This is a genomic window from Streptomyces sp. NBC_01298, assembly GCF_035978755.1.
Classification (GTDB): domain Bacteria; phylum Actinomycetota; class Actinomycetes; order Streptomycetales; family Streptomycetaceae; genus Streptomyces.
Genome location: NZ_CP108414.1, coordinates 8,976,917 through 9,000,392 on the forward strand (window position 1 = coordinate 8,976,917; position 23,476 = coordinate 9,000,392).

The 23,476-nt window shown below is 70.1% G+C and carries 20 protein-coding genes and 3 pseudogenes; 13 read left to right on the plus strand and 10 right to left on the minus strand.

Annotated elements, in window-relative coordinates:
• Positions 1–473 precede the first annotated feature (473 nt).
• On the minus strand, positions 474–1,265 hold the full coding sequence (locus OG730_RS40900; protein ID WP_327309062.1) for a PIG-L deacetylase family protein: 792 nt from the start codon (positions 1,263–1,265) through the stop codon (positions 474–476).
• A gap of 204 nt (positions 1,266–1,469) precedes the next feature.
• On the opposite strand from OG730_RS40900, the gene OG730_RS40905 reads away from it, so the two are divergent.
• The 4 genes from OG730_RS40905 (at position 1,470) to OG730_RS40920 (ending at position 3,190) form a co-directional block, all read left to right on the plus strand.
• On the plus strand, positions 1,470–1,805 hold the full coding sequence (locus OG730_RS40905; RefSeq protein ID WP_327309063.1) for a hypothetical protein: 336 nt from the start codon (positions 1,470–1,472) through the stop codon (positions 1,803–1,805).
• A gap of 281 nt (positions 1,806–2,086) precedes the next feature.
• Entirely contained in the window at positions 2,087–2,434 is a 348-nt protein-coding gene (locus OG730_RS40910; RefSeq protein ID WP_327309618.1) for an excalibur calcium-binding domain-containing protein, read from the plus strand.
• A 55-nt stretch (positions 2,435–2,489) separates the two neighbouring features.
• Positions 2,490–2,666 carry a hypothetical protein gene (locus tag OG730_RS40915; protein ID WP_327309064.1) on the plus strand — a complete coding sequence of 59 codons (177 nt, stop codon included), beginning with the start codon at positions 2,490–2,492 and terminating at the stop codon, positions 2,664–2,666.
• Between the two features lie 209 nt (positions 2,667–2,875).
• On the plus strand, positions 2,876–3,190 hold the full coding sequence (locus tag OG730_RS40920; protein ID WP_327309065.1) for a hypothetical protein: 315 nt from the start codon (positions 2,876–2,878) through the stop codon (positions 3,188–3,190).
• A gap of 769 nt (positions 3,191–3,959) precedes the next feature.
• On the opposite strand, the pseudogene OG730_RS40925 reads toward OG730_RS40920, so the two are convergent.
• From OG730_RS40925 to OG730_RS40940, 4 genes and pseudogenes are all read right to left on the minus strand, one after another.
• Positions 3,960–4,063, minus strand: a pseudogene (locus tag OG730_RS40925) (IS5/IS1182 family transposase); the annotation flags it as partial.
• Positions 4,064–4,075: 12 nt separating this feature from the next.
• Positions 4,076–4,396, minus strand: a complete 321-nt coding sequence (locus tag OG730_RS40930; protein WP_327309066.1) for a hypothetical protein — start codon at positions 4,394–4,396, stop codon at positions 4,076–4,078.
• A 363-nt stretch (positions 4,397–4,759) separates the two neighbouring features.
• Positions 4,760–5,311: a hypothetical protein gene (locus tag OG730_RS40935; protein ID WP_327309633.1), complete on the minus strand. Its 552-nt coding sequence runs from the start codon at positions 5,309–5,311 to the stop codon at positions 4,760–4,762.
• 188 nt (positions 5,312–5,499) lie between these two features.
• Positions 5,500–5,643 carry a hypothetical protein gene (locus tag OG730_RS40940; protein WP_327309634.1) on the minus strand — a complete coding sequence of 48 codons (144 nt, stop codon included), beginning with the start codon at positions 5,641–5,643 and terminating at the stop codon, positions 5,500–5,502.
• Positions 5,644–5,657: 14 nt separating this feature from the next.
• On the opposite strand from OG730_RS40940, the pseudogene OG730_RS40945 reads away from it, so the two are divergent.
• Positions 5,658–5,834: pseudogene (locus OG730_RS40945) on the plus strand (IS5 family transposase); the annotation flags it as partial.
• Positions 5,835–5,884: 50 nt separating this feature from the next.
• Here OG730_RS40945 and OG730_RS40950 read toward each other — a convergent pair.
• Positions 5,885–6,022 (minus strand): annotated as a pseudogene (locus tag OG730_RS40950) (helix-turn-helix domain-containing protein); the annotation flags it as partial.
• A 1,087-nt stretch (positions 6,023–7,109) separates the two neighbouring features.
• Between OG730_RS40950 and OG730_RS40955 the strand changes: the two are divergent.
• Together OG730_RS40955 and OG730_RS40960 are read left to right on the plus strand one after the other, a co-directional pair.
• Positions 7,110–7,721, plus strand: coding sequence for a hypothetical protein (locus OG730_RS40955; protein WP_327309067.1), 612 nt, complete (start codon positions 7,110–7,112; stop codon positions 7,719–7,721).
• A gap of 82 nt (positions 7,722–7,803) precedes the next feature.
• Positions 7,804–7,977: a hypothetical protein gene (locus OG730_RS40960; protein WP_327309068.1), complete on the plus strand. Its 174-nt coding sequence runs from the start codon at positions 7,804–7,806 to the stop codon at positions 7,975–7,977.
• A 248-nt stretch (positions 7,978–8,225) separates the two neighbouring features.
• Here the strand turns inward: OG730_RS40960 and OG730_RS40965 are convergent, their stop codons facing one another.
• On the minus strand, positions 8,226–9,071 hold the full coding sequence (locus tag OG730_RS40965; RefSeq protein ID WP_327309619.1) for a PaaX family transcriptional regulator C-terminal domain-containing protein: 846 nt from the start codon (positions 9,069–9,071) through the stop codon (positions 8,226–8,228).
• A 35-nt stretch (positions 9,072–9,106) separates the two neighbouring features.
• Complete coding sequence (locus OG730_RS40970; protein ID WP_327309069.1) at positions 9,107–9,742, minus strand: GNAT family N-acetyltransferase; 636 nt, start codon at positions 9,740–9,742, stop codon at positions 9,107–9,109.
• 116 nt (positions 9,743–9,858) lie between these two features.
• On the opposite strand from OG730_RS40970, the gene OG730_RS40975 reads away from it, so the two are divergent.
• The 3 genes from OG730_RS40975 to OG730_RS40985 all read left to right on the plus strand — a co-directional run bounded on the left by OG730_RS40975 (position 9,859) and on the right by OG730_RS40985 (position 12,392).
• Positions 9,859–10,923 carry an alpha/beta hydrolase family protein gene (locus tag OG730_RS40975; protein WP_327309070.1) on the plus strand — a complete coding sequence of 355 codons (1,065 nt, stop codon included), beginning with the start codon at positions 9,859–9,861 and terminating at the stop codon, positions 10,921–10,923.
• Between the two features lie 190 nt (positions 10,924–11,113).
• Positions 11,114–12,043, plus strand: coding sequence for a site-specific integrase (locus OG730_RS40980; protein ID WP_327309071.1), 930 nt, complete (start codon positions 11,114–11,116; stop codon positions 12,041–12,043).
• Positions 12,036–12,392: a hypothetical protein gene (locus tag OG730_RS40985; RefSeq protein WP_327309072.1), complete on the plus strand. Its 357-nt coding sequence runs from the start codon at positions 12,036–12,038 to the stop codon at positions 12,390–12,392. The genes OG730_RS40980 and OG730_RS40985 overlap by 8 nt, the downstream gene beginning before the upstream one ends.
• A 69-nt stretch (positions 12,393–12,461) precedes the next feature.
• Here the strand turns inward: OG730_RS40985 and OG730_RS40990 are convergent, their stop codons facing one another.
• Entirely contained in the window at positions 12,462–13,367 is a 906-nt protein-coding gene (locus tag OG730_RS40990; protein WP_327309073.1) for a hypothetical protein, read from the minus strand.
• 167 nt (positions 13,368–13,534) lie between these two features.
• On the opposite strand from OG730_RS40990, the gene OG730_RS40995 reads away from it, so the two are divergent.
• Both OG730_RS40995 and OG730_RS41000 read left to right on the plus strand, forming a co-directional pair.
• Positions 13,535–18,199, plus strand: coding sequence for an AAA family ATPase (locus tag OG730_RS40995; RefSeq protein ID WP_327309074.1), 4,665 nt, complete (start codon positions 13,535–13,537; stop codon positions 18,197–18,199).
• A 215-nt stretch (positions 18,200–18,414) separates the two neighbouring features.
• Positions 18,415–21,705 (plus strand): hypothetical protein, encoded by a 3,291-nt coding sequence (locus OG730_RS41000; protein ID WP_327309075.1) that lies wholly within the window; start codon positions 18,415–18,417, stop codon positions 21,703–21,705.
• 95 nt (positions 21,706–21,800) lie between these two features.
• Here OG730_RS41000 and OG730_RS41005 read toward each other — a convergent pair whose 3' ends face one another.
• Positions 21,801–21,998: a hypothetical protein gene (locus OG730_RS41005; RefSeq protein ID WP_327309076.1), complete on the minus strand. Its 198-nt coding sequence runs from the start codon at positions 21,996–21,998 to the stop codon at positions 21,801–21,803.
• Between the two features lie 741 nt (positions 21,999–22,739).
• Here OG730_RS41005 and OG730_RS41010 point away from each other — a divergent pair.
• Entirely contained in the window at positions 22,740–23,447 is a 708-nt protein-coding gene (locus OG730_RS41010) for a restriction endonuclease (RefSeq protein ID WP_327309077.1), read from the plus strand.
• The last annotated feature ends 29 nt before the right edge of the window (positions 23,448–23,476 follow it).

Consider the following 23,476-nt stretch of genomic DNA (forward strand, 5'->3'; position numbering starts at 1 on the left):
AACAGCTCCCCGAACTCCTCAGGCACGGTCCACTCAACAAGGCTCGCCATGTCCTGGACAACGAGCCACTACGCCAGACGAAACGATGTCCAAAGGGGGCTCCCGAAGCGGACTGAGCCCGGTTGGCCGTGGCAGGAACGGCACCAAGTACCACCTGATCACCGACGCCACCGGCATTGCGGTTGCCGCCACCCTGACCGGCGGCAACCGCAACTGCTCGCTCATCTGCTGGCGACGCCTGAAGTCATTCCGATAGCAGTTCTCAACCGTGTAGTGACTGGTGCGTCAGCCGGGGTCGTTGGCCGGTGGAGCTGCGAAGTCGTCGGGTCTCTGTTCTGGCGTTGCGCCGCTGGCTGCCCCCGACGAACTCGCGGGCACGCGCCGCGACCGATCAGGGACGCCAGCAGGGCCGGCCCCGCCGCGAAACTGGGCGCGTTTCCGGCGGTCGGCACGGCTTGCGGGGGGTGCGGGGCCTATTGCTCCCAGGGCGGCTTCCCCTCAAATGCCAGGTGGTGTACGTCGAAGAGGATCGCTGCCTCGACACCGAGCGCGGGGCCCCCCATCCGCGCCGCCCAAGTCAAAAACGGGCGGGGTTCGAAGCTCTGCTCTCCCAGTCCGCTGGTGTATTCGGCGTGGGCGGACAGTGACGCGATGCCGCGTTCCAGGGGTTGGCCGGTGACGTCCACGGCGTGGGTGGGGTGTTCGGGGCCGGCCATACACACCAGGCGGACGCCGCCCCAGGGATCAAGGCCTTCGTCGGTCAGTTCCGGGAAGATCCAGCGGTTGCCCGCGTCCCTCGCGGCGTCCAGGGTGGCGAGGCCGACCGCGCGGTGATCGGCCTGGTTGGTGACACCGGCGATCATCCGAACGGTGAACGCGCCGGTCACCACTACCTCGGGCCGGTGCCGGCGGATCGCGCGCACGATGTCGCGGCGCAGGTCGGGGCCGTACTCCACCACGCCGTCGCGATGGTCGAGGAACTCCACCGTGTCCACGCCGACCTCGCGGGCTCCGGCCCGCTCCTCGGCCTCGCGCAGCGGTCCGGCCTCGGCGGGGTGCAGAGCGTCGATGCCTGCTTCACCACGGGTGGCGAGGAGGTACGTCACCCGCTTGCCCTGAGCGGTCCAGCGGGCGACGGCCGAGGCCGCCCCGTACTCGATGTCGTCCGGATGCGCGGCCACGGCCAGACACCGCTCCCAGTCCTCCGGAAGCGGCGGCAGCAGGCTCTGCGGGCCGAACGCGGCCGTTTCGTCTCGCGTCGTCATGCACTGATAGTGGCGGTCCGACTTCCCCGATCCGCAGAGGCGCGCGTGTTGGCTGTCCTCCGGGGCGTACGGGGCGACGCAGCCGCGTAGTGGCCTTCCGGAGAGGCGAAGGTCCTGTGAACAGGGGGCCGGACCGGTCGGGAACCGTTCGGCGGGATCGGGCGTGAGATCGGGATGGGCGGTCGGCTGGTGGAGGGGAATCTGATGACGTCGCGAGCGATGGCGGGCGCGGCAGCTGTTTCGGCATGCGTGGCGCTGCTGACGTGCGGGTGCGGTCCGGACGAAGCGAAGGAGAGCGCCGTCGCGAAGCCTTCGCCGCCGTCCGCGTCCACACCATCGAACGTTCCGTCGGGCACGCCGTCCGCGTCCGCCGGAACCGGACAGCCATCGGCCCCCGTGGGCGCTGACCTGCCCGCGCCCAGGACGAAGGAGCGCGCGATCCAGCGGTACGAGCAGTACCTCCACGCCCTCGGTCGTGAGGACATCGGCACGGTCTGCGAGGTGTCAGGGCCAGGAGCGAACATCACCGACGGGAAGTAGCGCTCCATTCGCGGAGACCCGCCAGAGGCTCCAGGCTCCAGGCTGCCGAGGCCGAACGGCCGGCGCCCGGCCCGGCTGGTGATCACTCCAGCAGGTTCACGGGGTGCTCGAACGGGCCGGGGAAGGCGGGCCGCGCGCCGTGGTGATGCGCGGAGCGAGCCGGGCTGCTCTATCCCACAGCTGGGACGTCGTCAGGAGCGTGAGCGGTCGCCGCTGAGAAGGCTGCCTGTAGACGATGACGGCAGGCGCAGGAGCCGGCCGATCCCCCTGCCGTCTCCAGACTGTCTTCAGGCAGCGGGACTTCCGGGAGCTCGGGCTCCGAGGGCAGGGGTGGTGGCAGCGTCCACTACCAGAACTGCACAGCTGTCCGGGATGCTGGCGCGGCGCCGATCCGGCGTGGCGATGCCGGGTACGGCTCACACCTCGACCGGGACGGCGACGGCGTGGCCTGCGAGTGGCGACCCGCTGACCGCCCACTCTCTGCCCGGCCGTCTGTCCAGCCTGCGTCCGGCCGACTGCAGGGCGCGTTGGGTCCGAAGGGGCGGCGCAGCGTCCGGCCGCTGAAAGGGGGTCTGGGAAAATTTTGGCGCACACCCGCCAGTAAGCGGGCAGACCGCTTGCGGATTTGATAGTTCTGGCCCGAGCTGGCGGACCGGTTGCGCCGTCGGGATTGGGGTGAGGGCCGTGCGCGAGGCTGCCCGTCCGCGGGTTGTTGTCTGCCCGTACTGCAAGGCCACGGACCGGGACGGCGACGCGAGGACGCTGTTCGCTGCCGGCGGTGTGCTGTCGGTGACCTGGCACGTCCGCGGATGTCCGCACTTGGCTGCCGACCGGATCCTCGCCGAGGCGCCCGGCCGGTGACCGGCCTGACGAAGCGACTGCGCCTGCAGCCGGATCACGCTGCCGGCTCCCAGCCATGCCCGGGCCCTGGTGCATCAGCCGTTTGGCCGAGGGCTGGGTCGACTTGAGGAACGTGTCCAAGTCCGAACCGGCTGCGTGTGCGCATTGATCTCCTTCGTGTGAGCAGAAGCGATGGAACGAGCCGCTTACCCCCTTGGAGGGCAAAGACGATGGCAGACGACACGCAGACGGGGAATGTCTCCTCGGACGGCATTCCCGCGGGCGAGCAGATCATTGCCGCGCTGGACAGGCTTCCCGCACCCATGGTGGTGGCCCTGAAGCAGTTGATGCTCTCGTTCGGTTTCCCGGCGTCGGGCACCGTCAATGAGATGCCTCCCGGTGTCGCCCCCGCGCTGACCGCGATCGCGGACGCGTTCTACGGAAGCACCTCGGGCGGGCGGGCGGGCTCGCCGGGTGGGGGAACTCCGGCCTTCCCCAGCACGCCCCCGCTGCCTCCGCCCCCTCCCGGTGTGATCACCGGCTAGAGGCAGCGGAGGAATCAGACGCGTTCGCTGCTGGCCTGTCTTGGACGCTGGACCCCAAATCCCCCTGTAAGGACGGCCGGAGCGGCGGCCACCCCGGCCGACGCGCGACGAAGGACCCGGGCCGGCTCCGCCGATCAGCGTGCCAGTCCGGTCTCCGTGGACAGGATGGCCACGCTGCGACTGACCAGGGGGCCGGTCCGCGGTTTTGGGGTCGTGGAGTAGTGGGAGCTGCGGATGTGCCGGGGTCGTGGTGGCATCGGTGGGGTGAAGGATCCATTCGGTTGTGATGAGCCGGCGCTGTTGGCCCGGGCGGCGGGCGTGGACCGGGCTGCCGCCCGTCGCGCCGTCGCCTCCCGGGCTGTCGATGTCGCCGACCTCGACGTTCTGCTGGACATCCTCGGCTTGCGGCCCGAGGACGACCCTCCGGAAGAAGGCGGGCCCTGACTGGACGGGCCCGGGCGCCGGGGGAGTGGGCGTGCGGTGTGCCTACGGGAAAGGGCGTGGGCCGGTTGCCCGGGACACGCCTGCGCAGCTGTCGCCGGTCGGGTGGTGTCGCTGTCGTGCGCTGGGGCAGGCGCGACGCGCAGGGGGAGAAATTCTCCTGCCCGCCGATCGCCGGCGGGGATCCGAGTACGGGACGGACTTCTTCGATGTCGCAGGTGAAGGAATCGATCGAGGTTGATGTGCCGGTGACGACGGCCTAAGGACTGTCCCGTAAATGATCTTCTGGTTGCCTCAGGCATGGTGGGCCGCCGTGCGGCTCACTTCCCTATGAGGCGCGGGCGAGGTTGTGCATCCGGCGATCCCGAGCATGGCGTGGTGGACGCCATCGCCCTTGAGGCGGCAGTCGCGGAGGATCTTCCAGGTCTTCACACCCCTCGCCGATCACCGGATGCGCCGCATCCGCCGCGCTCCTGGTGGTGGGGGAATCTGGTAGGCGTACGCCCAGGGCTCGTCGTGGTGCTGCTCCAGTTCTCCGGCGGTCGCTGGGGCCGCCTCCAGGCGGCCTCTTGCTTCCCTCGGCATCGATACGGCCACGCACGCCAGACTCGTGCCTTCGTAGTGGAGGCCTGCCAAAGCGTCGACGAGTCCTACGTCCGCCTGCACGGGTGTTCGCTCCACCAGGGTCAGCCCGCGCACTCCTGCGGGCGTCTCGAACAGGGCGGGTACCGGTCCGGCCAGGCCGAGCCGCCCGGTGACCAGCACCCAACCGGATGTTTCAGGGATCCGCACCGGCAGCGGAAGGGCCCGCGCAATGTCCGGCCGGTCGGACCAGACGGCTCCCCACGACGCGGTTGTCCCGTCCTGTAGCGAGTCCACGACATGCCGAGCCGGCTCGGCAACCACACGCGGTGCCCCGAGACCGCCGCCCGGTGCAGGGGCCGCCCTCCGCTCCACGCTTCCGGATCGGCACCCTCATCAAGGGCCGTGCCACGTCGGCGTGGTCTGCCCTGCCCTCCCATCCAGGCATCCTTACGACCCGTCACCGGTCCTTCTTCCATGCGAATCGGGCCGGCTGTCGGATGAGTGGAGCGCGGCCCGGTGTCCTCGACCCCGTCAGCGTCCGGCTCACAGGATCAGGCGGGAGCCAAGTATGGGCAGCAGCCGGTCCGTCAGTATGCGGCGGGCTGGTTCGGAGGACAGCCACAGGAGTTTGTGGCGGCTGCCGTCCGTCATCCTCATGGAAAGGCCGGACGCGGTGAGACCGCGGTGCAGACGGGCGTGGGTGATGCCGTCGAAGGGGATGATCTTGTTGGTGTGGTGGCCTCTTAGGACGGCCGCCGGGTCGTAGCCGATCACGGTGGTGGCGGTGTGTTCCGGCACGCCGGGGCTAAGTGAGTGCACGACGGAGTCGAGGGATCCGCCACGCATGCGGACCAGGGAGTCCGGCAGCAGCCACAACTCGCCGTGCAACCAGTCGAGCCAGCCCGTTGTGCAACTGGTGGCAAGCAACTGGGCATGCTGCAGCTTCAGGCCGTTTGCGCGCTGGACGGCGTGGTCCAGAAGGGTGTCCCATGCTTCGAGTGAGCGGACACTTACGCGCTCCTTCACCCACCCCACGGGTGCGTGGTAGGCCAGACTTGCCGTCCCGTCGGGCTGCAACTCGATGGACAGGACCACGCCCCAGTCCGGTCCTGTCATCTGTACGGCAAGGCCGTCTGGGTCCGTAGCCGGCCCGTGCTCGGCCGGTGCATAGGAATCCGTTTGATGCCGCCACAGGGCAGGCGATACGTACAAGCCCTCCGCGAGCCACCGCTCCCTGTGGAGGGCCAGGCGTGCGCCGGCCAGATGCATGTCTATTCGCTGTTTCATCCCCACGGCGTCGTCTTGTCGAGAGGAACCACAAGGCCGACACCGTCGTCCGCGATGGCGAGCGTGAAGTTCATGTACTGATTGGCCACCGACCGCCCGGTGTCCTCGAGGTCGGCAGCGGTGGCCCCCGAAAGCTCCATGGCCAAACGGTACCCTTCCCCGTCGTTCGACCGTCGAGAGAACCCTCGGCTGGCTCATGAACCACCGCAGCCTCGCCCGCGACTAGGAAAGGTGCCCACACCGCTCCGAAGCCATGATCCACCTCACGATGAACAACAGCGCGACCCGCAGACTCACCGCCGAATCCACCCCGGCTTGGCGTGGACTATGAATCGCACTCAACCCGGCAACCTGGGATGAAACATCGGACGAAAGTGACCTCTTAGGCGGTCGCTCCGAGTGCAACGGGGCCCGCACCGTGTTGCGGGCCACCCCCAGTCGCCGCGAGGTCTCCTTGATGGGCACACCTTCCGCTCGATGCAGTCGGCGTATCTCTGCCCAGTCCTCCACGTTCAGCACCCTCCAAGAGTCCGGAGGGGGTCAAGATTCGGAGACTGCCAGGGGGTCAGTTTTCACGAAGCAGCGACAACGGCCGCCGCAGTCCTTCGTGGAGGCCGTGCTCGCTGTCGCCCTTGACACATGGGCCGCCACACGGTGGCCCGACGTCCTCTTTCCCGGGGTTCCGGATGACGCCGCACGCATGCTGGAGTAGCAGCGAGCGCGGTCACGTCCGCAGTGAGAGCCGGATCGAGGCGACCCTAGCCGTCCCGCGAAAAAGGTAGGCACGCTTTTCCCTGCCCGCACACTCCGCCTACCGAGACGCAGACCTCGGCGCACCCGCCGACGGCGGCCCGGTAGCGGGTCCCTTTCAGGTCTACCATCCGTCGGGCAAGGCCTTGCTCGCTCCTTCCGCGCGAGGCTCCGCGGCAGAGCCGCCAGTCCTTCATGTGGGCGCGGCTCACGTTGCGGCGGCGTGCGCCGCGCGGGGCAGCCCGGCAGGGGGGATCCTTGAGTATGGTCACCATCCGCTACCCGGGGGGATGCGGCATTGGCCGGCGTCTGGCTGGCTTCGTCGCCGTAGCTTTCCTCGCGGCGGTGGGCGGTTTTGCCGGACCCTCCGCGGTAGCCCATCCGGCCACCGCGGCATCGGGCCTGGCCTGGGGGCAGTCATACACCTACGCGAACGGGCTGGCCGTCACCGTCGCACCGCCCGCACCTTTCAGTCCCAGTGAAACCTCCGCAGGATAGACGCGGGGGTCGAGGCGCAGGTTTTCCTCCTTCACCCGGCCTACTGAGGTGGTGTCGGCGTGTACATGAACGTGCTCAGCCACGTACGAATGAACGTGCCCACTTCCTGACGTGGTGAGGGTTGCGGCTGGGCAGCCCCTACACCGTCAAGAACGAGACCCGCTACGAGGTACCCGCCGGCGCGTGGGGAAGTGTGCAGGCCTACCCTCTATGCGATCTGTCCCAGGGCGAGGTCTACAACCTGTGGGGTCCGGACACAGGGAAGGACGCCTACGGCTACAAGCCGGTGGGCGTCTGCTTCAATTCGTGGAACCAGTGATCAGAGTCTGACCATACGACGTAAGTAAGGGTGGCCTTGATGGCTAAGATAATGAGGACTTTAGCCATCGGGGCTGCCCTGATTGCGCTGACAGCTGGATGCGATTCCGGTAAATCGCCTGACGGGAACTCTACTCCGAGCGGAGAACGCAACACTCCACTGACCGAGTTGAATTCGATTTCGGTGGATGACGATCCGCTAGGCGATCTGAAGGATCACCCTCATATCCTGTCTGAGGTTCAGTACGGAGACGTCCGTCTCATCGCCTACGCGACCAGCGACTCCTGCGGAATCGTCGCCACCCCGAAAAGCGACCCCCAGCACAGTGATATCCACCTCGTGTCGAAGTGGCCCTCACAGGGGCAGGGAACGGCCCCCTACCCGGCTGGCCCCTACAACAGCGCTTCGGGCAACGGCAGCGCGAAGGCCTGGGCCTCCCTGCTCTGCAGCAAGGACGCGATGGTGATCGAGTACGCCCTGGACTCGGCCAGTAGCAGCCCCGCAGAGATCCGCGGAGAAGCTACCGCCACGCCAGTGCCTGACAATCGGGCAGTCTCACGGATCATCATCGGAGATCCCGCGACCCGGCTGCAGATCCAGCACCAAGCCGACAAAACGGGGATCAACACCCCCAGTACCGGGCCGCGCTAGAAGAGGCCATCGCCTCGATAGCTGACACCGGGGCACGTGAGGCGGCCTAAGGACGGAGTACTACGGCCTGGCCATCGCGAAGATGCGGGCCGAGGGCCGCGCGGTCGACGACGAGCTCCTCGCGGACATCTCCCCGGCCCGCAGCGAGAACGTGAACTTCTTCGGCACCATCAACGTCGAGGTCGACACCGAGCTCGCCAAGCTCGACCCGGCCGGCTATCTGCCGCTGCGGCCCCGCCGACCGGACCGGCCCTGAAGCCATGGCCGATGTCGGGGTGCCGGGGCCGCCGAGAAGGAGAACCCGACGACCCGTCACCGAGGATCGAGATCAGAAGTTTGTGACTCCGGCGATCTGCCAGGGTGCTCCGACGCGGGTGGGGCTGCCGCCCTCCTCAACCACGCTCTGCAGTCCGGCGAAGCGGTTGCCGGACACGCGCGGTGATCAGCCGCTTGAACCGCGGACACGCGTGGCGGCTTTTGGGTTCACCTTGGCTGGCCCCCCATTCAGCGGGCGGCCCGGTCTGCAGCTTCTCGGGTGATGTCGGCGTAGAGGCGGAAGAGGACCGGGCGGGCTTCGCCGCCGTCTCGTTCGTGCAGGGCCGCCCAGCACCGGGCGATGAGCTCCCGGGCCTGGGTGCCGGGCCAGGGCTGGGGCAGGAGCTGAGGCGGCAACAGCGGGTCGGGCTCCATGGCGCGGGTGAGTTCGGCGGCAAGCTCGACCGCGATGGTGAGCAGTGCGGACGCGGGGAGTCCGGCAGGGCCGGTGAGCCGGGCGAGGCGGGGCCGGGCGATGCGGCTGAGGCGGTGGTAGCGGTCGGCGATCTCCGGCAGGGACCACAGCCGGCGGGCGAGTTCGACAGGCTCTTGGGTGTCGCCCCTGCGCAGGTCGGTCGTGGTGAGGAGGGTGAGCGCACTCTGGGCGCCGAGGCGTTGGGCCGCCTCTTCCACGTACGGTTCCCAGGCGTTGGCGCAGGCGTACAGTCCGCCCTGGAGCGGGGCGCCGCCGAGGTGGACGAGGGTTTCACGCAGGGCGTCCCGGGCCGTGCGCGCCGATTCGGGCACCGCGAAGGCGGCCAGGTGCCAGACACCGTCCCAGGGCGCGAGTCCGGCGTCCTGCCGGAACGCGTGCCGGAGGAAGTCCGCGTTGGGAGCCAGGGCCCGCGTGGTGTCCTCGGTCGCGTACAGCTGCGCCTTGCGGCCACGGCCCTCGTGGGTGAAGCGGCCCTCGGCCACGAGGCGTTTGACGCACAGCCGCACCTGCTGGTCGCTCATGCCCAGGGTGTTGGCGACGGTGTAGAGCTCGTCCGCGCCGACGGTGCCGTCCTCGCGGATCAGCGCGTGGACGAGCATGCGGGTGGGGACCTCGACGTGGTCCGCCTCGGTGCTCACAGTTCTTTCGCCCCTCTCGTTGCGACGGCGCGACGCATGGTGGTCACCGCGCCGAACCCCAGTAGCCCGCGCAGGTAGGGCATGTGCTCGGTCCTTACGGCCGTGAAGCCGCGCCGCTCGTACAGTGCCCTGGCGCGCGGATTGGTGTCGATCACATCCAGTCTGATCTCCCGGCAGTGCTGCTCCGCCGCGACGGCGGCCACTTCCTCGATGAGCAGGCTCCCGACGCCACGCCCGCGCATGCCCGGGTCCACGGCGATGCCGTCCATGACGAGCTGTCCGGGGGCCGGATGGCGTTCGAACAGGGCGAGAAGCAGGAGCCGGGGCAGCCCCCGCAGGTGTCCGTACGCGCGCAGCACGGCGGAGGCAGATCCCCCGGTGAGGGCACGGCCACCGAGCTGGTAGCCGGCGAGGCCGACGAGCTGCCCGTCGAGGAGTGCGCACACCGCGCGATCAGCGTTCAGGTGGGCGGCGATGAAGGGCACCGCCTTGTCCGGCGGGTTCAGCGCGGGGCCGAGTTTCCGGCCGAAAGCCTCCCAGTACAGCTCGGCCGCCCGCCGCTCGGCGCCGGCCGGAAGGCCCCGCCGGACCGTCAGCGGTCCAGTACCGGCGCCTGCCGTGTCCAGTCCCATGCCGTGCCCTCTTCTCCTCCACTGCAACGCGGAACTCAAAACTATCATTCCTATGACGATCGTGCTCGCAGTGATAGTTTCCAGACTGGTTCACCGAACAGAGGCGGTCCGATCCCATGCATCCGAAGATCCAGCCCCGACGGCGCGGGCTCCGCATAGCCGTGTGGTCACTCGTCACGGCCCTGTTCGTGGCGGCCGGTCTCGGCGGTGTCGTGCTGTGGCAGAACTCCTACGCCATGGACGAGCAGCGGGTATCGATCCGTCATGGCGGCCACACCCTCAACGGGGTACTGGCCACCCCCAAGGACAGCCGAAAACGCCACGGCCTGGTCGTGTACGTCCACGGCGACGGCCCCGTCGACGCCACCCATGACGACGGGTACAAGCCCCTGTGGGAAGCGAACGCAAAGGCCGGCTACGCCTCACTGTCCTGGGACAAGCCCGGCGTCGCGGGCGCGCCCGGGAACTGGCTCGGTCAGTCCATGGACGACCGGGCCGACGAGGCGGCCGCCGCCATCGCCTGGGCGCGCGCCCGCCCGGACATCGACGGTGACCGAATCGGCCTCTGGGGCGTCAGCCAGGCGGGCTGGGTCCTGCCGAAGATCGCCGCCAAGACGCCCGTCAGCTTCGTCATCGCCGTCTCGCCCGCGATCAACTGGCTCCAGCAGGGCCGCTACAACCTCCTCGCCGAGCTGCGCGCCGACGGCGCGTCAGCAGCCCGTACCGACGCGGCGATCGCCCGGAGTGACACCACCCGACGGCTGCTGGAACGCCGCGCGGCCTTCGAGGAGTACGTCAAGGCCATGGGTGGCGACGCGGAGGGCATGACCGCCGACCGCTGGGGCTTCATCTCCAAGAACTACACCGCGGACGCCACGCAAGACCTTCGCGCCCTGCGCGGCGTACCGGTGCTGCTGGCCCTCGCGGGTCATGACATCAACGTGGACATCGCCGACACGGAGCGCGTCTACCGCGAGGTGCTGGACACGGGCGGTGCATTGACGGCCGAGCGCTACCCGGACGCGACCCATTCATTGCTCAAGCAGTCCGTCGAGCAGTCGGACCTCAAGCTCACGCTCACCGCGCTCTTCTCGCCCCGCTCGCTCTTCGCGGACGGATTCCTGGACGGCCAACGACGGTTCCTCAAGGATCTCGACCGAGGCGGCAAGGCCACTCCGTGACAGTCGGGAGAAGTCCGCGCCGGCCCGGAGGCGCCCTCCCCAGCCCTCCGCCCCGCTGGACGTGGAACGGCTGCCGCCGAGCTCTCCCTCGCCCACCCAGCTCCTCGACGGCCTTGACGGCCTCGACCAGCGTTCCCAGTCTGCGAAGCCTGCCGCTCCGGCGTTCGGGCCGAACCGCTAATTTGGTCCGATGGAACACGATGTCGCCGCAGGGCTGGTCGAGGAGTGGCTGGCGGGGCCGAACTCCGAGGCCAGCGGCCACTTCAGCTACCAGGCCATCGAGCACTACCGGCCGGCCGTCCTGCACTGGCTCACCACCGGCCGCGGCACCGGCGACGGGAGCCCGGACCCCGAGGTCCACCTCCGGCCGACCCCGGCGGCCCTGCAGGACTGGGCCGTCGGCTATGCCGGCGCCGCCCGCTCACGCGACGCCGCCTGCGGGGCCGTAGGGTCCTTCTACCGCTGGCTCGAAACCCCGGCGGGCGCGGGCGGACCGGGCCTCGTGCCGGCCGGGACCGCCAAGTCGCTCCAGTTCCAGCGCGGCGGGAACTTCGCCGCCGGGCTGCCCGGCCGCGAGCTGTGGACCCCCGACCAGTGCCGCTGGCTCGCCCAGGCCGCCGACCGCTACCAGGGCACCCGGCGCGAGGGCCCGCACCGCGCCCGGGCCCTCGTCTACCTCTGCCTCAACCACTACCTCTGGGGCCGGAGCTCGGAGGCCGACGTTCTACGGCCCGGCCAGATCGCCGCGATGCGGCTGAGCGGCCGCCACCAGGAACAGCACCGCACCACCTGGGACGTCCCCCAGAAGAACGCCGCCAGCGACGCCACCCACCTACAGCCCGTCCACCACGACGCCGTCCGCGCCATCGACGAGTACCTGCCCCACCGCGCGGCCGCCCTCCCCGACACCGGCCACCTCTTCACGACCGTCAACGGCCGCCCCCTCGAACCCCAGTCCCTGCTGCGGATCCTGCGCACCGTGGCCGCCACCCACCCGGACCTGGGAGAGACCGCCCGCACCCTGTCCGCCGACGCGGTCACGCACTCGCCGGCGGACCCTGCCCGCCCCGCGGCGGGTTCGTCCGGGGACGGCCCGAACACCGGAGGCACCCGTGCATGAAGACCTCATCGCCGCGCGGGCGAGGGAGTACGAGAGGGCGTACGAGGAGCTCCTCGCCCTCGCCGACCGCCTCGATGTGCTCCGCCACCTACAGGAGGGGGTCGAGCCACGCGCCGGCGCGGCCCTGCACGCGGTCCGGTTCGCCGCCTCCATCCTGCGGGCCACCGATCCGGACACCCCTGTGCCCGGCTTTCGTCAGGACACCGGACGCCTGCTCGCACTGGCCGCCAACTGGCGCGAGGCGGTATTCGAGATCGGCGAGTTCGCCCTGCCGGACACGGAACCCGCTGAGCCTCCGGCCGTTGCCCCGCCCCTGCGCCTCGTCACCGATCCGAGTACGCCGTCGTAAAACGCCGCGCTGAAACCGGGAGGGTGCCCTGGCCGCCTCGCTCCGGCACCCGCCCGCCCCGCGCGGTCTTCAGAGCACCCGCGCCTTCGCGATGCGTTCCGCGACCACCGGCTTGTCGAGGTAGCGGCGGACGTCGTGGGCATTCAGCGTGCCGTTGTCCACCTTCACGTCCGTGACCCCGGCCGCGAGGTGGGACAGACCCCCGCGCCTGCTCACCAGGTCGTTCCCCGCGTAAAGGTTCGTCCACTCCACCCCGTCCGGAACGGCCAGCGGGGCACCGCCCGTGTGGACGCCCTTCCTGACGGCCAGCCAGCCCAGCGGGGACCCGCAGGTGATCAAGGAGGTCATTGCCGGGCCGCTCCCGTCCGTGGCGGCCGGGACCTCGCCGCGGCTCAGCATGTCGTAGAACACGACGCTGCCCAGGGAGTGCGCGATGACCATACGGGCGCCCGTGGCCGTCAGTGCGGCTCGGATCTCGGCGCGTACGGCGGCCCCCGTCTCCTCCTGACGCAAGTAGCCGTGCGCCTCGCGCACCAGCCACAGCAGACGGTCGGTCACCCCCCTGCCGGCCACTCGGTCCACGGCGCGGGCGCGCCTGAGGATCCGGGGCGTGAGCCGGCCCTCTCCCGGGCCCAGCGTCTGGCCGGCCATGGGGGAGTCGTCCTCCTCGGCCACGGCCGACGGGGCGTACGCGGCCAGGGACCGGAGGATGAACTCCTCTTCCTCCTCGCCGACGGGTGTGTCCTCGTCCGGACCGGCGGTGTCCGGGCCCAACCGCATGTGCCGGGTCATCGTCTGCGGGTAGACGCCCTGGTACGAAGGGACGGTGAGCCTGACCGGGCCCGCCGTCGCGGCATGCCCCGAGTCGGCCAGCCCTTCGTCCACCGGTACCTGCCAAGTGCGGCTCAGGGTGGCTGTCGTGGCCGACTTGCCCTGCTTGATGCCGTGCACGCCGACGATCTGCAGCATCTTCACGCTTCCCCCGTTGCGCCGTTGAGCCGTTCCGCCGGGCCCGTTCCGTCCGGCCCCGCCCCAGAGGCGATCGTATCCGCGGCAACCCTCCGGCCGCCGTCGCTGCCGCGGATAGGCTGGGGCAGCCGTGCGCCGCACCTCGCGCGCGGGCCAGGGGGAGAGCTGTGGGTATGGAAGAGTTGGGCGGGAGCATCCGGCGGCGGCGGCTGATCGTGGTCGCGGTCGACGGTTACGAGGAGAGCCCCGTCGGGTTCGACGAGGCGATAGCCGCCCAGGTGGAGCGGATCACGGGCTGGCTCGCCGACCCGGAACTCGACGCGCAGCGCCGCTTCGAGGTGAGCCGTGCGCCCTCGGTGCGTTCGGCGGCAGAGTTGCGCGAGTTCCTGCGCAAGGAGGACCTCGCCGCGGCAAGCTACCGCGACGCCGTCGTCGTCTACATCACCGGTCACGGCATGCAGCGCGGCGCGGCGCACCGCCATTTCCTCATGCTCCCCGAGACCAAACCCAATCGTCTGTTCGCCACGGCCTTCCCCACGAGCGAGCTCATCACGGAGGTTCTGGACAGCCACTCCGAGCACGTGCTGGTGCTCGTGGACTCGTGCTTCTCCGGCATCCTCGACGCCGAGCTGACCGGCCTGCTCCTCGCCCTGTCCGAGGAGCGTCGGAACCTCACCGGTGCGGCCGTCGTCACAGCCGGCGACTACGACGAGCAGCCCCTGGTCGGCTCGTTCACCGAGCGGGTGGCCCTGGCCTGCGCCCGCATGCGGGACGAGGCTGCCGGATTTACCGCATCGCACTTGTCGTTCGCGGAGTGGGCGAAGCTCCTGGACGACGTCGGACGCGACGCGCACGGCATCGAGAAGGACCTCGTCGACGCCGAGTGGGTCGTCCCGAGGAAGTTCCGGCACGGCCCAAGCGCCTGTCTGCCCAATCCCCGTTACCGGGCGCCCGTCAGCACGGTCGCTCCCGCTCTGCGGCAACTGGCCCTGCCCTCGATGGCGGATGTACCCGCCGAAGCAGACGCAGCCGACACAGACACAGGCACAGATGCAGCGCTGACCGATCTTCCGATCCCGGGATCCCTGGACGATTTCTGGATCGACCGCGCCTCGGGACGCGCCGCCGACGACGACATGGGCTGGTACTTCAGCGGCCGGACCGCACAGATGACCCGCCTGACCGGCTTCCTACGAGGCTCCGAGGAAGCTCTCGTGGTCACGGGTGCCGCCGGCTCCGGGAAGTCCGCGCTGCTGGCCCGTCTGGTCACCCTCTCCGACCCGGGGTTCGTCGCGGATCCGCGGAACGCGGCCGTGGTGGCGGACACTCCCGCCGGACTGCGGCCGGAACCGGGGTCGGTCGACGTCGCCGTGCTGGCCCGCAACAAGCCCGCCCAGGTGATCGTCCGCGACCTGCTCAACGGCCTCGATACCCGGCTCGGTAGCCTCTTCAGCCCCGAGCACTGGGCCCCCGCCCCGTCGCTGCGCCAGGAAACGGCACCGCCCCTCCAGGCCCTGCTCCAGCGGGTGCTGGACCGGGCCACGGCCGCGGTGCGTCCCGTCGTCGTGGTCATCGACGCGCTGGACGAGGCCGACGACCCGCTCGCCGTCTTCAACGACGTGATCCTGCCACTCGCCCGTCTGCGGGGCCCGGGCGGGGGCCGCCTGGTCCGTCTCCTCCTCGGCATCCGCAGCTCCCCTGACCTCGCCGACACAGCCGACGCCGCCGGAGCGGACCTGCGCGACGATCGTGCCGACCACCTGCTGCTGCGGCTGACCGAAGCTCTGAAGGCCGAGGGCCTCACTCCCGGCCTGCTGCGCAGCGACGGCCCGGACTGCACGGTCGACATCGCCGCCTACGCCGCCACGCTGCTGCTCCAGACGGCCGGGAGCCCGTACCAGGGCGCCCCGGAGGAGGCCGCCGAAGCCGCGGGCGTCATCGCGGACGCGGTCAAGCCGTCCTTCCTGGACGCCCGGATCGCCGCCGACCAACTGCGCCGGGCCGAGACCCGCCAGGCCCTGGCCGAGGAGGGGTGGTTGAGCCGCCTCGCCATGAGCACGATCGGTCTCCTCCGTGAGGACATCAGGGACGTGTCCCGGGCCACCGACGTACCCGCCGCCCTGCTGGTCGCCGCCCTGCGGGCGACGGCCTTCGCACCAGGGGCCGGCCTGCCCTGGGCGGAGGTCTGGCCCGCCGTCACCCGCGCGCTCGCCGGCAGCGAGTACGGGGTCGGCCACGTCAGCGTGAGCGTGAGCACCGCCAGGGACGCCGTCCGCACGCTCCGCGACAGCCGCCTGACCGGGTACCTGGCCACGGCCGAGGAGGAAGCGCGTACCGTCTACCGGCCCGTCCACCAGCGACTGACCGACCTCCTGATCGCGGACCCCAGCTGGCTGCTGACACCGGCATCGGCATGGGCATCACCCTCGGCCACGGGCTCCCCCCTGCGGTTCGCCGACACCGGCCCGGAGGTACGCGTACGCGCGCACGCCTCGATCGCCCGCGCCCTGGCCACCCTGGTCGAGGACTCCCGGCCGCACCCCGCCCACCCGTACATCCGCAGGCACTTCCTCCACCACACGGCCGCCGGGGAGGTGCTGGACGATCTGCACGTGTCGCTGGACCTCCTGGCCCAGGAGACCTCCGGAAGCCTGCGGACCCGCCTGGGGTTGCCCCTGCCGACGGCGGACCCGTCGCTCCTGATGCTGACGGCCGCGGCGCTGATCGAGCCGTACGTCGACGAGACGGTGGACGCGGCCTCGCGCGCGGGCAGCATCGCGTTCCAGCGCGGCGTACGGGACGGGTCGTGGGAAGGGCCGGCCGGGCTGCCGGCCTTCCTCGCCTGGGGCCGGTGGGCCGCGCGGGTGAACGTACTGGCGCCGACCCGCGGGAGTACCAGGAGCCTGTGCGTACTGCCCACGCTGGACGGACGGGAGCTGATCGCCGTGCTGTCCGCTGCCGGGAACGTTCGGATCTGGGACTCCACGACCGGCCGCCTGGCCGCCGAAGTGACCGCCGAACCGGCGGGCGCGCAGCGCTCGGTGCACGGCATGTGCCCCATCCTGGCGACCGGGGGCCGGACGTTCCTGGTCACATGGCACCGAGAAGGGGTCACCATCCACGACCCCGGTTCGGGGCACCCCATCACCGCGATGTCACTGCCCGAGGTCCACACCGTCCGCGTCCTGGAGGAGGGAGCGGCGCGATGGAAGCTGCTGGTCCTCACCCCGTACGGATCCTTCCTGTGGAAGCCGAGCTCGCGCGGCACCGGCCCGGGCAGCACCGTCAAGACCGAGGGTATTGCGGCCCTGTCCCGTGAGGACGGGGCCTCCGCGATCGTGGTGCGCCGCGCGAGCGGACACGCGCTCGTGGCCATCCCCTCGCCCGAGGGAATCCGGCTCTGCGACCCCCTCTCGGGTCCGGTCGCCGACCTCCCGTTCGGCGACGCGCGAGCCCGCCCGGCCCTGGTCGTGTCCAGGCCAGGGGAGGACGACCTGCTCGTCATCTTCCGCGGACGGGTCGGCATGTCCCTCGCGCAGGTGTGGAACCCCTTCCTCGGCGAACAGGTGCTGCACGCTCGCATCATGGGCCGGTCCCCTATCGCCCTGCCGGACGGCAAGGCACTGGCATCGGTCGACGGCAACCGCATCGTCATGCGGGACCTCGACGGCAGCGGGGGCAAGACCCTCGACGCGGAGGTCCCGTCTGTCCAGGCTCTCGCCGTACTGGACGCGGACTCGGGCGTGCGTTTCGTTTCGGCCGGTCCCCAGGGGATCAGACTGTGGGACCTCCGTCAGGACACCCCTCTGTACGAGGACGGCCTGGCGGAGACGCTGTACGACGAGCCCCGGGGGTGGTCCGGGCGTCGCCGGATGTGGCCACTGTGCCGGGCCGGCCATCCGGGTACCGAAGGGGCCAGGGAGGTCGTCGTGCTCGGAGCCCGTGACAAGCCCGGCACCGGTGGAGTCCCCGACGCCCGACTCCAGCGCGGGGCCCACGGCTTCCTGGAGCTCCGCGACGCGATGACGGGACGGTTGGTGACCTATCTGAACACCGGCCCCGTCCTCGCGGTCGAGACGATCCCCTCACCAGCCGGTACCGCCTACGTGTCGGTAGAGGGCCGTGAGTCGTGGTCGGTCTGGGACCTCGTGTCCGGCAAACCCGTCCTGTCCGTGGCGAGCCGACCCACCACCTACTCGTCCATGTGCTTCATCACAACGCCGGACGGCATGCCGATGGCCGTCTGGGTGAATCGGAACCGGATCTTCCGCGTGCTCTGGGACCTGATCGGCGGCGCGGACAAGGCCTCTTCCTTCTTCCTCAACCATGACATCGGCGAACCGGACTCACTGACTCCGGTACCCTCACCGGACGGCGTCACCACCGCGATCGCTGCAGTGGGCAGGCGTGGGATCACCCTCATCGACCTGACCTCCGAAAAGATCGTCACCACCTTGAGGCCCCAAGGCCGCACCGGTACGCGCTTCCTGCGCCCGTGCGTCTTCGGGACCCACGACCGGATGCTGCTGGCCTCCGCGACCTCCACGGACATCCAGCTCTGGGACACCGCCGACGGATCGCCGGTCGCCCACTGGAACACCCCCGACACCCTGGCCCTGGCCGCGATCCCCCTCGACGACGGCCGCACCCTGCTCGCCTCGGGCGACCAGAGCGGCGTCCGCATCTGGGATCCCCTGACCGGCGAACTCCGGCACACCCTGCTCACCGGTGCCCCGGTCCACGCCCTGGCCGTCGGCACCGGCCCGACGGGCCCGGCCCTGCACGTCCACGGCCCGGCCGGCCTGGCGACACTGACACTCGACCCGCGACTGCTGTGACCGGCAGCGCCGTTGCCGGGCGGCACGCTCTCAAGTGAAGCCCAGCCCCAGCCGGGGGCATGACCGGCCTCGGGAAGTCGAGGCCGACGCCCGGCATGCGGTGTTTTGCCTGGTCAACAGGGGGGATGGCCGTGCCAAGCCTGTCCGGGGCGGACCGTACAGTGTGACGCCCATGTGGAGGTCCACATCGGAGACATCGCTTCGGGGGGAACGAAATGCTCAACTCCGCGCGTTCGCGCGCCGGGTCCAGATCCGCGAGAAGGCTGCTGGTCCCTGCTCTACTGGCGGCGCTGCTGACGCCCGTCGTCCCGGCCGGGAACGCGTTCGCCGCGACGCCGCCGGTCACCGCGCCCACGGGCGCGGCGCCCGTACCCGAACCTACGCCCGTACCTGCGTCGCAGGCTGAACCGGTGCAGCGCCCGGCGAGCCCGGCCCGCGCGGACAAGGCCGCGGATTCAGGGCCGAACCGGGCAGGTTCGGCCGCCGAACCCTGCACAACGCTCGCGCTCACCCCGCTCGGCGAGCCGGGCACCGCAGTCGGCGCCACGACGATCCCATCCCAGGGCACCGCCTGCTTCACGGTCGCCGTGACGACGCCGGGCCTGCACCAGATCCTCGTCTCCACCCCGTACCTCAAGCCTTCGCTGAGCTCCGGTGGGAGCCAGATCGAATGCGGGGACGTGTACGGCTACAGGTGTGAGCTCGCGGCCGGAACGTACACGCTCTCGGTCTTCAACAGCTCCTCGAAGGCCATCAAGAACCCGGTTTCCCTCGTCCCGCTGATCGACGGCCCCGGGTGTCCGGCCGTGGCCGGCACGCGTTACGACTCCGCCCCGGCCACCGGGCAAGTGACGGGCACGTTGGGCATCGTCTGTCACGCCTTCACTGCCGCGCCTCGTGAGCGGATCACCGCCGACTTCCAGCTGCCCGGGTTCGGGAGCTACGAGCACTGGATCACGGACGGCACCGGCAAGCACATCTGCGCAAGTGAGCCGTGCGTCCTGCCCGCAGGCGTGGGCGGCTACCGCGTCCTCGCCACGGTCAGTCACTCCATCGCAGGTTTCCCCAGCGCCTACAGCCTGAAGGTCCGGCGCCTGTCGAAGCCCGAGGGCTGCGTACCGGTCGCCATGACCTCGTATGGCTCCGCGCCCGCGCAGGCAGCCCCGCAGACCGGGTGCAGGACCTTCACTCCCGCCGCCACCGACCTCTACGACGTCCAAAGCGTCGACGCCCTGGGCAAGGCCTCCGGGATCACGGTGTACGCGGTGAACGGCACTGTCGTCTGCGCCGTCGGGCAGAACTGCTCACTTACCGCCGACACCCCGTACACCCTGATCACCGACGTTGCCGTGCGGATCCTGTCCCGAACGGCAACGGAGGGCTGCGAGAACGGGGTCGCACTCGCCCGCGATCACAAGGGCACGCTCACCGCGCCCGGCGAGGTCGACTGCCTGAACCTGCCGGTACCCCAAGGTGCCCACATCGCCGTCATGTCGGACGAGGCGGCATCCATCACCCTCATCGACGCCAAGGGGGCGGCCTTCTGCACGGAAGAGGGCGTCCTGCACAACGGCACCTGCACCCTGGGCGGCACCGCCCCGTACCGCGCACTCCTCTCCAAGCGGGACCCGTCCCAGGACGGCGACGTCTACCGTCTCGTCGTCCACCGCACGGATACAAAGAGCACCTGTCGCACCTTCCTGCCCGGCGACTTCACGGCGAAGCCGGTCCGGATGAGCTTGAAGACCGGCACGGAGGTCTTCGCCGACTGCCTGTCCATCGCGGCCGGCGACCACTCCGCGCACGAGATGTTCCAGGTCCAGCGGGTCTCGGGCGACTCGCATGCAACGGTCAGCGTTCTCGACGAGAAGGGCACGCCGGTCTGCTCCATCAGCACGTACTACGGCACCTTGGCCACCTGCTCCCTGGCGGCCAAGGTCGCGTACACGGTCCTCGTCCGGAGCCGGAACGTGCCCGCCGAGTTCGCCCTGACCCGCCTCGACATCACCTCCACCGCGCGCGGCTGCGTCCCGACGCCTGCCGTAGCCGTGGGCGGTCCCTCCACCAGCGGCGTACCGGCCAAGCCCGGCACGTTCCTGTGCCACCAGGTGACCACGGCCTCCGCCGCGGACACCCTGCACCTGAACGCCCGGGACGCACAGGGCACCGTCCGCCTGCTCGGCTACAAGGCGAACGGCGAGGCCGTCTGCGACTACTTCGACGCGGGCTGCGCCGTCACCGGCTCCACCCGCTACCAGGTCCTCGCCCAAGTCCCGGAGGGCAAGACCGCGGCACCCGCCTACCGACTGGACGCACTGCGCATCGGCACGGCGGCCGGCCCCGCCCCGGAGTGCGTCAAGGTCCCGGACGTCAGCAACGGGTTCGGGCCGCTGACCGCCACTCTCAGCGAACAGAAGACGGCGATCTGCGCCGTGCTCCCGACGGTGACGGGCGACAGTTTCGACCTGAAGTTCACACCCACCGGAACCTACGAGCAGTCACCGACACCCTGGCTGTACGACCGGTCGGATCTGAAGAACGGTTGCTGGGGCTACACCTGTTCCCTCCCGGTGGCCGCCCCTCCGACGGCCTCCCGGCCGAGCACGCTCGTGATCGGTCTGCCGGAGAAGCCCGCGAAGGCCTCCACCGTGGTACGACTCGAAGCCACGTGCTCCTCCCACTCCTGCGGGCAGGAGGACCCGGTCCCCAGCGCGGTGGGGCCGTCCACGATAGGCCGGGGCAAGGTCACCATGACCGTCACGGGCACCGGTCTGAACAAGGACGTTGAGGTCTATGTGTCCAACGACAGGTTCGGGATCCAGGCGACGATCGTGTCCATCGCTTCCGACCGGCACAGCATGACGGTCGCCCTGGACCTCAGGGAGGCCCCGCTCGGCCCGCTGTCCGTGAGAGTGACTGCGCGCGGCGACGAGTGGGTCAAGAGCACCGTCACCGTCGTCGCACCGATCCGTTCGACAGTCGCCCCCACCGTCAAGGGCACCGCGGTCGTCGGTGGCAAGGTCACGGCGACGACCGGCTCCTGGTCCCCGGCCGCCGACTCCCACACCTATCAGTGGCAGGCGGACGGGAAGAGCATCGCCGGGGCCACCTCCGCGTCGTACACCCTGCCCTCCGCGCTCCAGGGCAAGCAGCTCACCGTGGTCGTGACGGCCCGCAAGGCCGGACACCCCACGGTCAAGGCCACCAGCGCCGCCGTGCTCGTCAAGGGCGTCGCACCCAAGGCGACGACGGCCCCGACCCTCACGGGAACGGCCAAGGTCGGGCGCGTCCTGACCCTGAGCCGCGGCACGTGGACTCCGACGCCGACCTCGTACACCTACAAGTGGTACGCGGACGGCAAACTCATCACCGGCGCGACCAAGTCCACCTTCACCCTGACCAGCGCACAGCGCGGCAGGCGCATCACCGCAAAGGTGACGGCCACTCGAACCGGCCACCTGACCGGCACCGCGACGACTTCCGCAACGGCAACGGTCGCCGCCTGACCCACCCGCACGAAGCAAAGCCCCTGGGGCGGCCATCCGGCTGTCCCGGGGGGCTTTTCCGTCGAGATAGCGCCGGCAAGCTGGGCCTGCGGGCTTCACTCCACGCTGAATCCGCCACCGCCGGCCGTTTCGCGCAGCCACCCGATCCAGTCACACCAGAGTTGGTCGGCCTCCAGCTCGAAGCGGAGAGTCGGAGCCGAGATCTCGTAACGGTTCAGCGCCTCCTCGACCTCTCCGGCACCTACCAGCCAGGGGCCGTTGCTCAGCAACTTGAACGCGGGGATCCCCGTCATGCCGGGCACCGTCTGCGCCGAAGCGGCCCGCTCGGCCTCGTTGAAGGAGTCTCGTCGACTCTGCTCGGCTGTCTGCCAGTCGTCCAGCCCGGTGAACGGCCATCTGGGGAACGCTCGCGGCTCTGCCTGGAATGGACATCCCCGTACGCCGCATCCCCTCACGGCAGAGCGCCATACCAGCGGCATTGAGGTGAAACTGGTAGGGCTCCGGGGCTGAGAGGTAGGCCTCCGCGCAGACCGAGTCGTGCTCGCACGGCAGGCCCAGGTCAGTGCATGCCTCGAAGCGCACACGAGCAGCAGCAGCCGGCTCAGGCAGCTCCACCCACTCCAAGTCGTGACTCACAAGCCCCCCACTCGGCATTCGGCACAGCGAGCACAGGATGCCACCCGCACCGAACCAAGATCTCTCCCGGGCCGTCTCGCGACAGACTGCGTTCTGTCCTGCCGTCAAAACCCGCTTCGAGGTGCCCCACCACCTGAGGGGAGAGACGGGCATCCTGCCGACAGTCGAACTGGCCGGGAACTACCCACCTGCCCAACCAACTCCGAGCTGTCGACCGGCACGCCCGCCCACCCCGGCATACTGACCCCGCTCTCACGCCCCACCCGGCGGCCGCGCAGCGCATGGCCCCGGGCAGACCCAGGACTGGATCCGTGGACTACCTGCTCGTACACCCCCGATCCCGAACAATGAGCACCCCCCTACCCCCGCATGTCCGTAAGGAGCTGACCCTCAGGGCGATGACGAGCAGCCCCCTGTCGGACGGCACGCGCTACTACTGCGGGGATCACACCCCTGGCGGTGAACACCCGTGTCTGCTGCCCTTCCACGGCAAGTACGGCTGCCCCCTGCACGGCTGGTACGACCGCATGCACGAGATACTGCGACGGGACCCTGCACGCGCCACCCTGCCCGCGGCGCAGCGCCCATCGTCTCCGCCCTGGAAGATCCTGATCCAGCGTGCCGGCCGGACTCCCGAAACGGCGCCGCTCTACCGGCAGCTGGAACTGGAGTGGCGCTGGTACGGGTTCATGGAGGACTGGCAGCAGCTCGAAGAGATATGCAGCCGGTGGCTCCGACAGGAGCGGTGCGAGTGCATCCAGATCAAGGGCAAGTCCGGTGACGGCGGCGTGGACGTGGTGATGCGGACACTCGGCGGGCGGGTCGTCGCGATCCAATGCAAGCGCTACGAGCGGGATGTTTCCCCGGACGACATCAAGCGGTTCCACTTCGACACCACCTTGGGGTGGGAACAGACCGCCGCATGGAGGGACAGCCGGTCACCGCACCCGGACCACCGCGTCTTCGTTACGACCGGCAGGTACAGCGAGAACGCGAAGCGCTCTGCCGGTCACGCCGGAATCCACCTCGTGGACGGATCGACCCTGGCCGTGTGGTGCGGGTTCCGCATCCCCCTCCAGGATCTGCTGGGCCTCGACAGCTGGTGAGCGCCTACCTGGGTGCTATCCGCAGCTAG

Bases quoted from the DNA above. Each gene is read 5' to 3' on its own strand.
- OG730_RS40900 (WP_327309062.1), bottom strand. From the start codon at position 1,265: ATGACGACGCGAGACGAAACGGCCGCGTTCGGCCCGCAGAGCCTGCTG.
- OG730_RS40905 (WP_327309063.1), top strand. From the start codon at position 1,470: ATGACGTCGCGAGCGATGGCGGGCGCGGCAGCTGTTTCGGCATGCGTG.
- OG730_RS40920 (WP_327309065.1), top strand. From the start codon at position 2,876: ATGGCAGACGACACGCAGACGGGGAATGTCTCCTCGGACGGCATTCCC.
- OG730_RS40940 (WP_327309634.1), bottom strand. From the start codon at position 5,643: ATGGAGCTTTCGGGGGCCACCGCTGCCGACCTCGAGGACACCGGGCGG.
- OG730_RS40955 (WP_327309067.1), top strand. From the start codon at position 7,110: ATGGCTAAGATAATGAGGACTTTAGCCATCGGGGCTGCCCTGATTGCG.
- OG730_RS40960 (WP_327309068.1), top strand. From the start codon at position 7,804: ATGCGGGCCGAGGGCCGCGCGGTCGACGACGAGCTCCTCGCGGACATC.
- OG730_RS40965 (WP_327309619.1), bottom strand. From the start codon at position 9,071: ATGCTCGTCCACGCGCTGATCCGCGAGGACGGCACCGTCGGCGCGGAC.
- OG730_RS40970 (WP_327309069.1), bottom strand. From the start codon at position 9,742: ATGGGACTGGACACGGCAGGCGCCGGTACTGGACCGCTGACGGTCCGG.
- OG730_RS40975 (WP_327309070.1), top strand. From the start codon at position 9,859: ATGCATCCGAAGATCCAGCCCCGACGGCGCGGGCTCCGCATAGCCGTG.
- OG730_RS40980 (WP_327309071.1), top strand. From the start codon at position 11,114: ATGGAACACGATGTCGCCGCAGGGCTGGTCGAGGAGTGGCTGGCGGGG.
- OG730_RS40995 (WP_327309074.1), top strand. From the start codon at position 13,535: ATGGAAGAGTTGGGCGGGAGCATCCGGCGGCGGCGGCTGATCGTGGTC.
- OG730_RS41000 (WP_327309075.1), top strand. From the start codon at position 18,415: ATGCTCAACTCCGCGCGTTCGCGCGCCGGGTCCAGATCCGCGAGAAGG.
- OG730_RS41005 (WP_327309076.1), bottom strand. From the start codon at position 21,998: ATGACGGGGATCCCCGCGTTCAAGTTGCTGAGCAACGGCCCCTGGCTG.
- OG730_RS41010 (WP_327309077.1), top strand. From the start codon at position 22,740: ATGACGAGCAGCCCCCTGTCGGACGGCACGCGCTACTACTGCGGGGAT.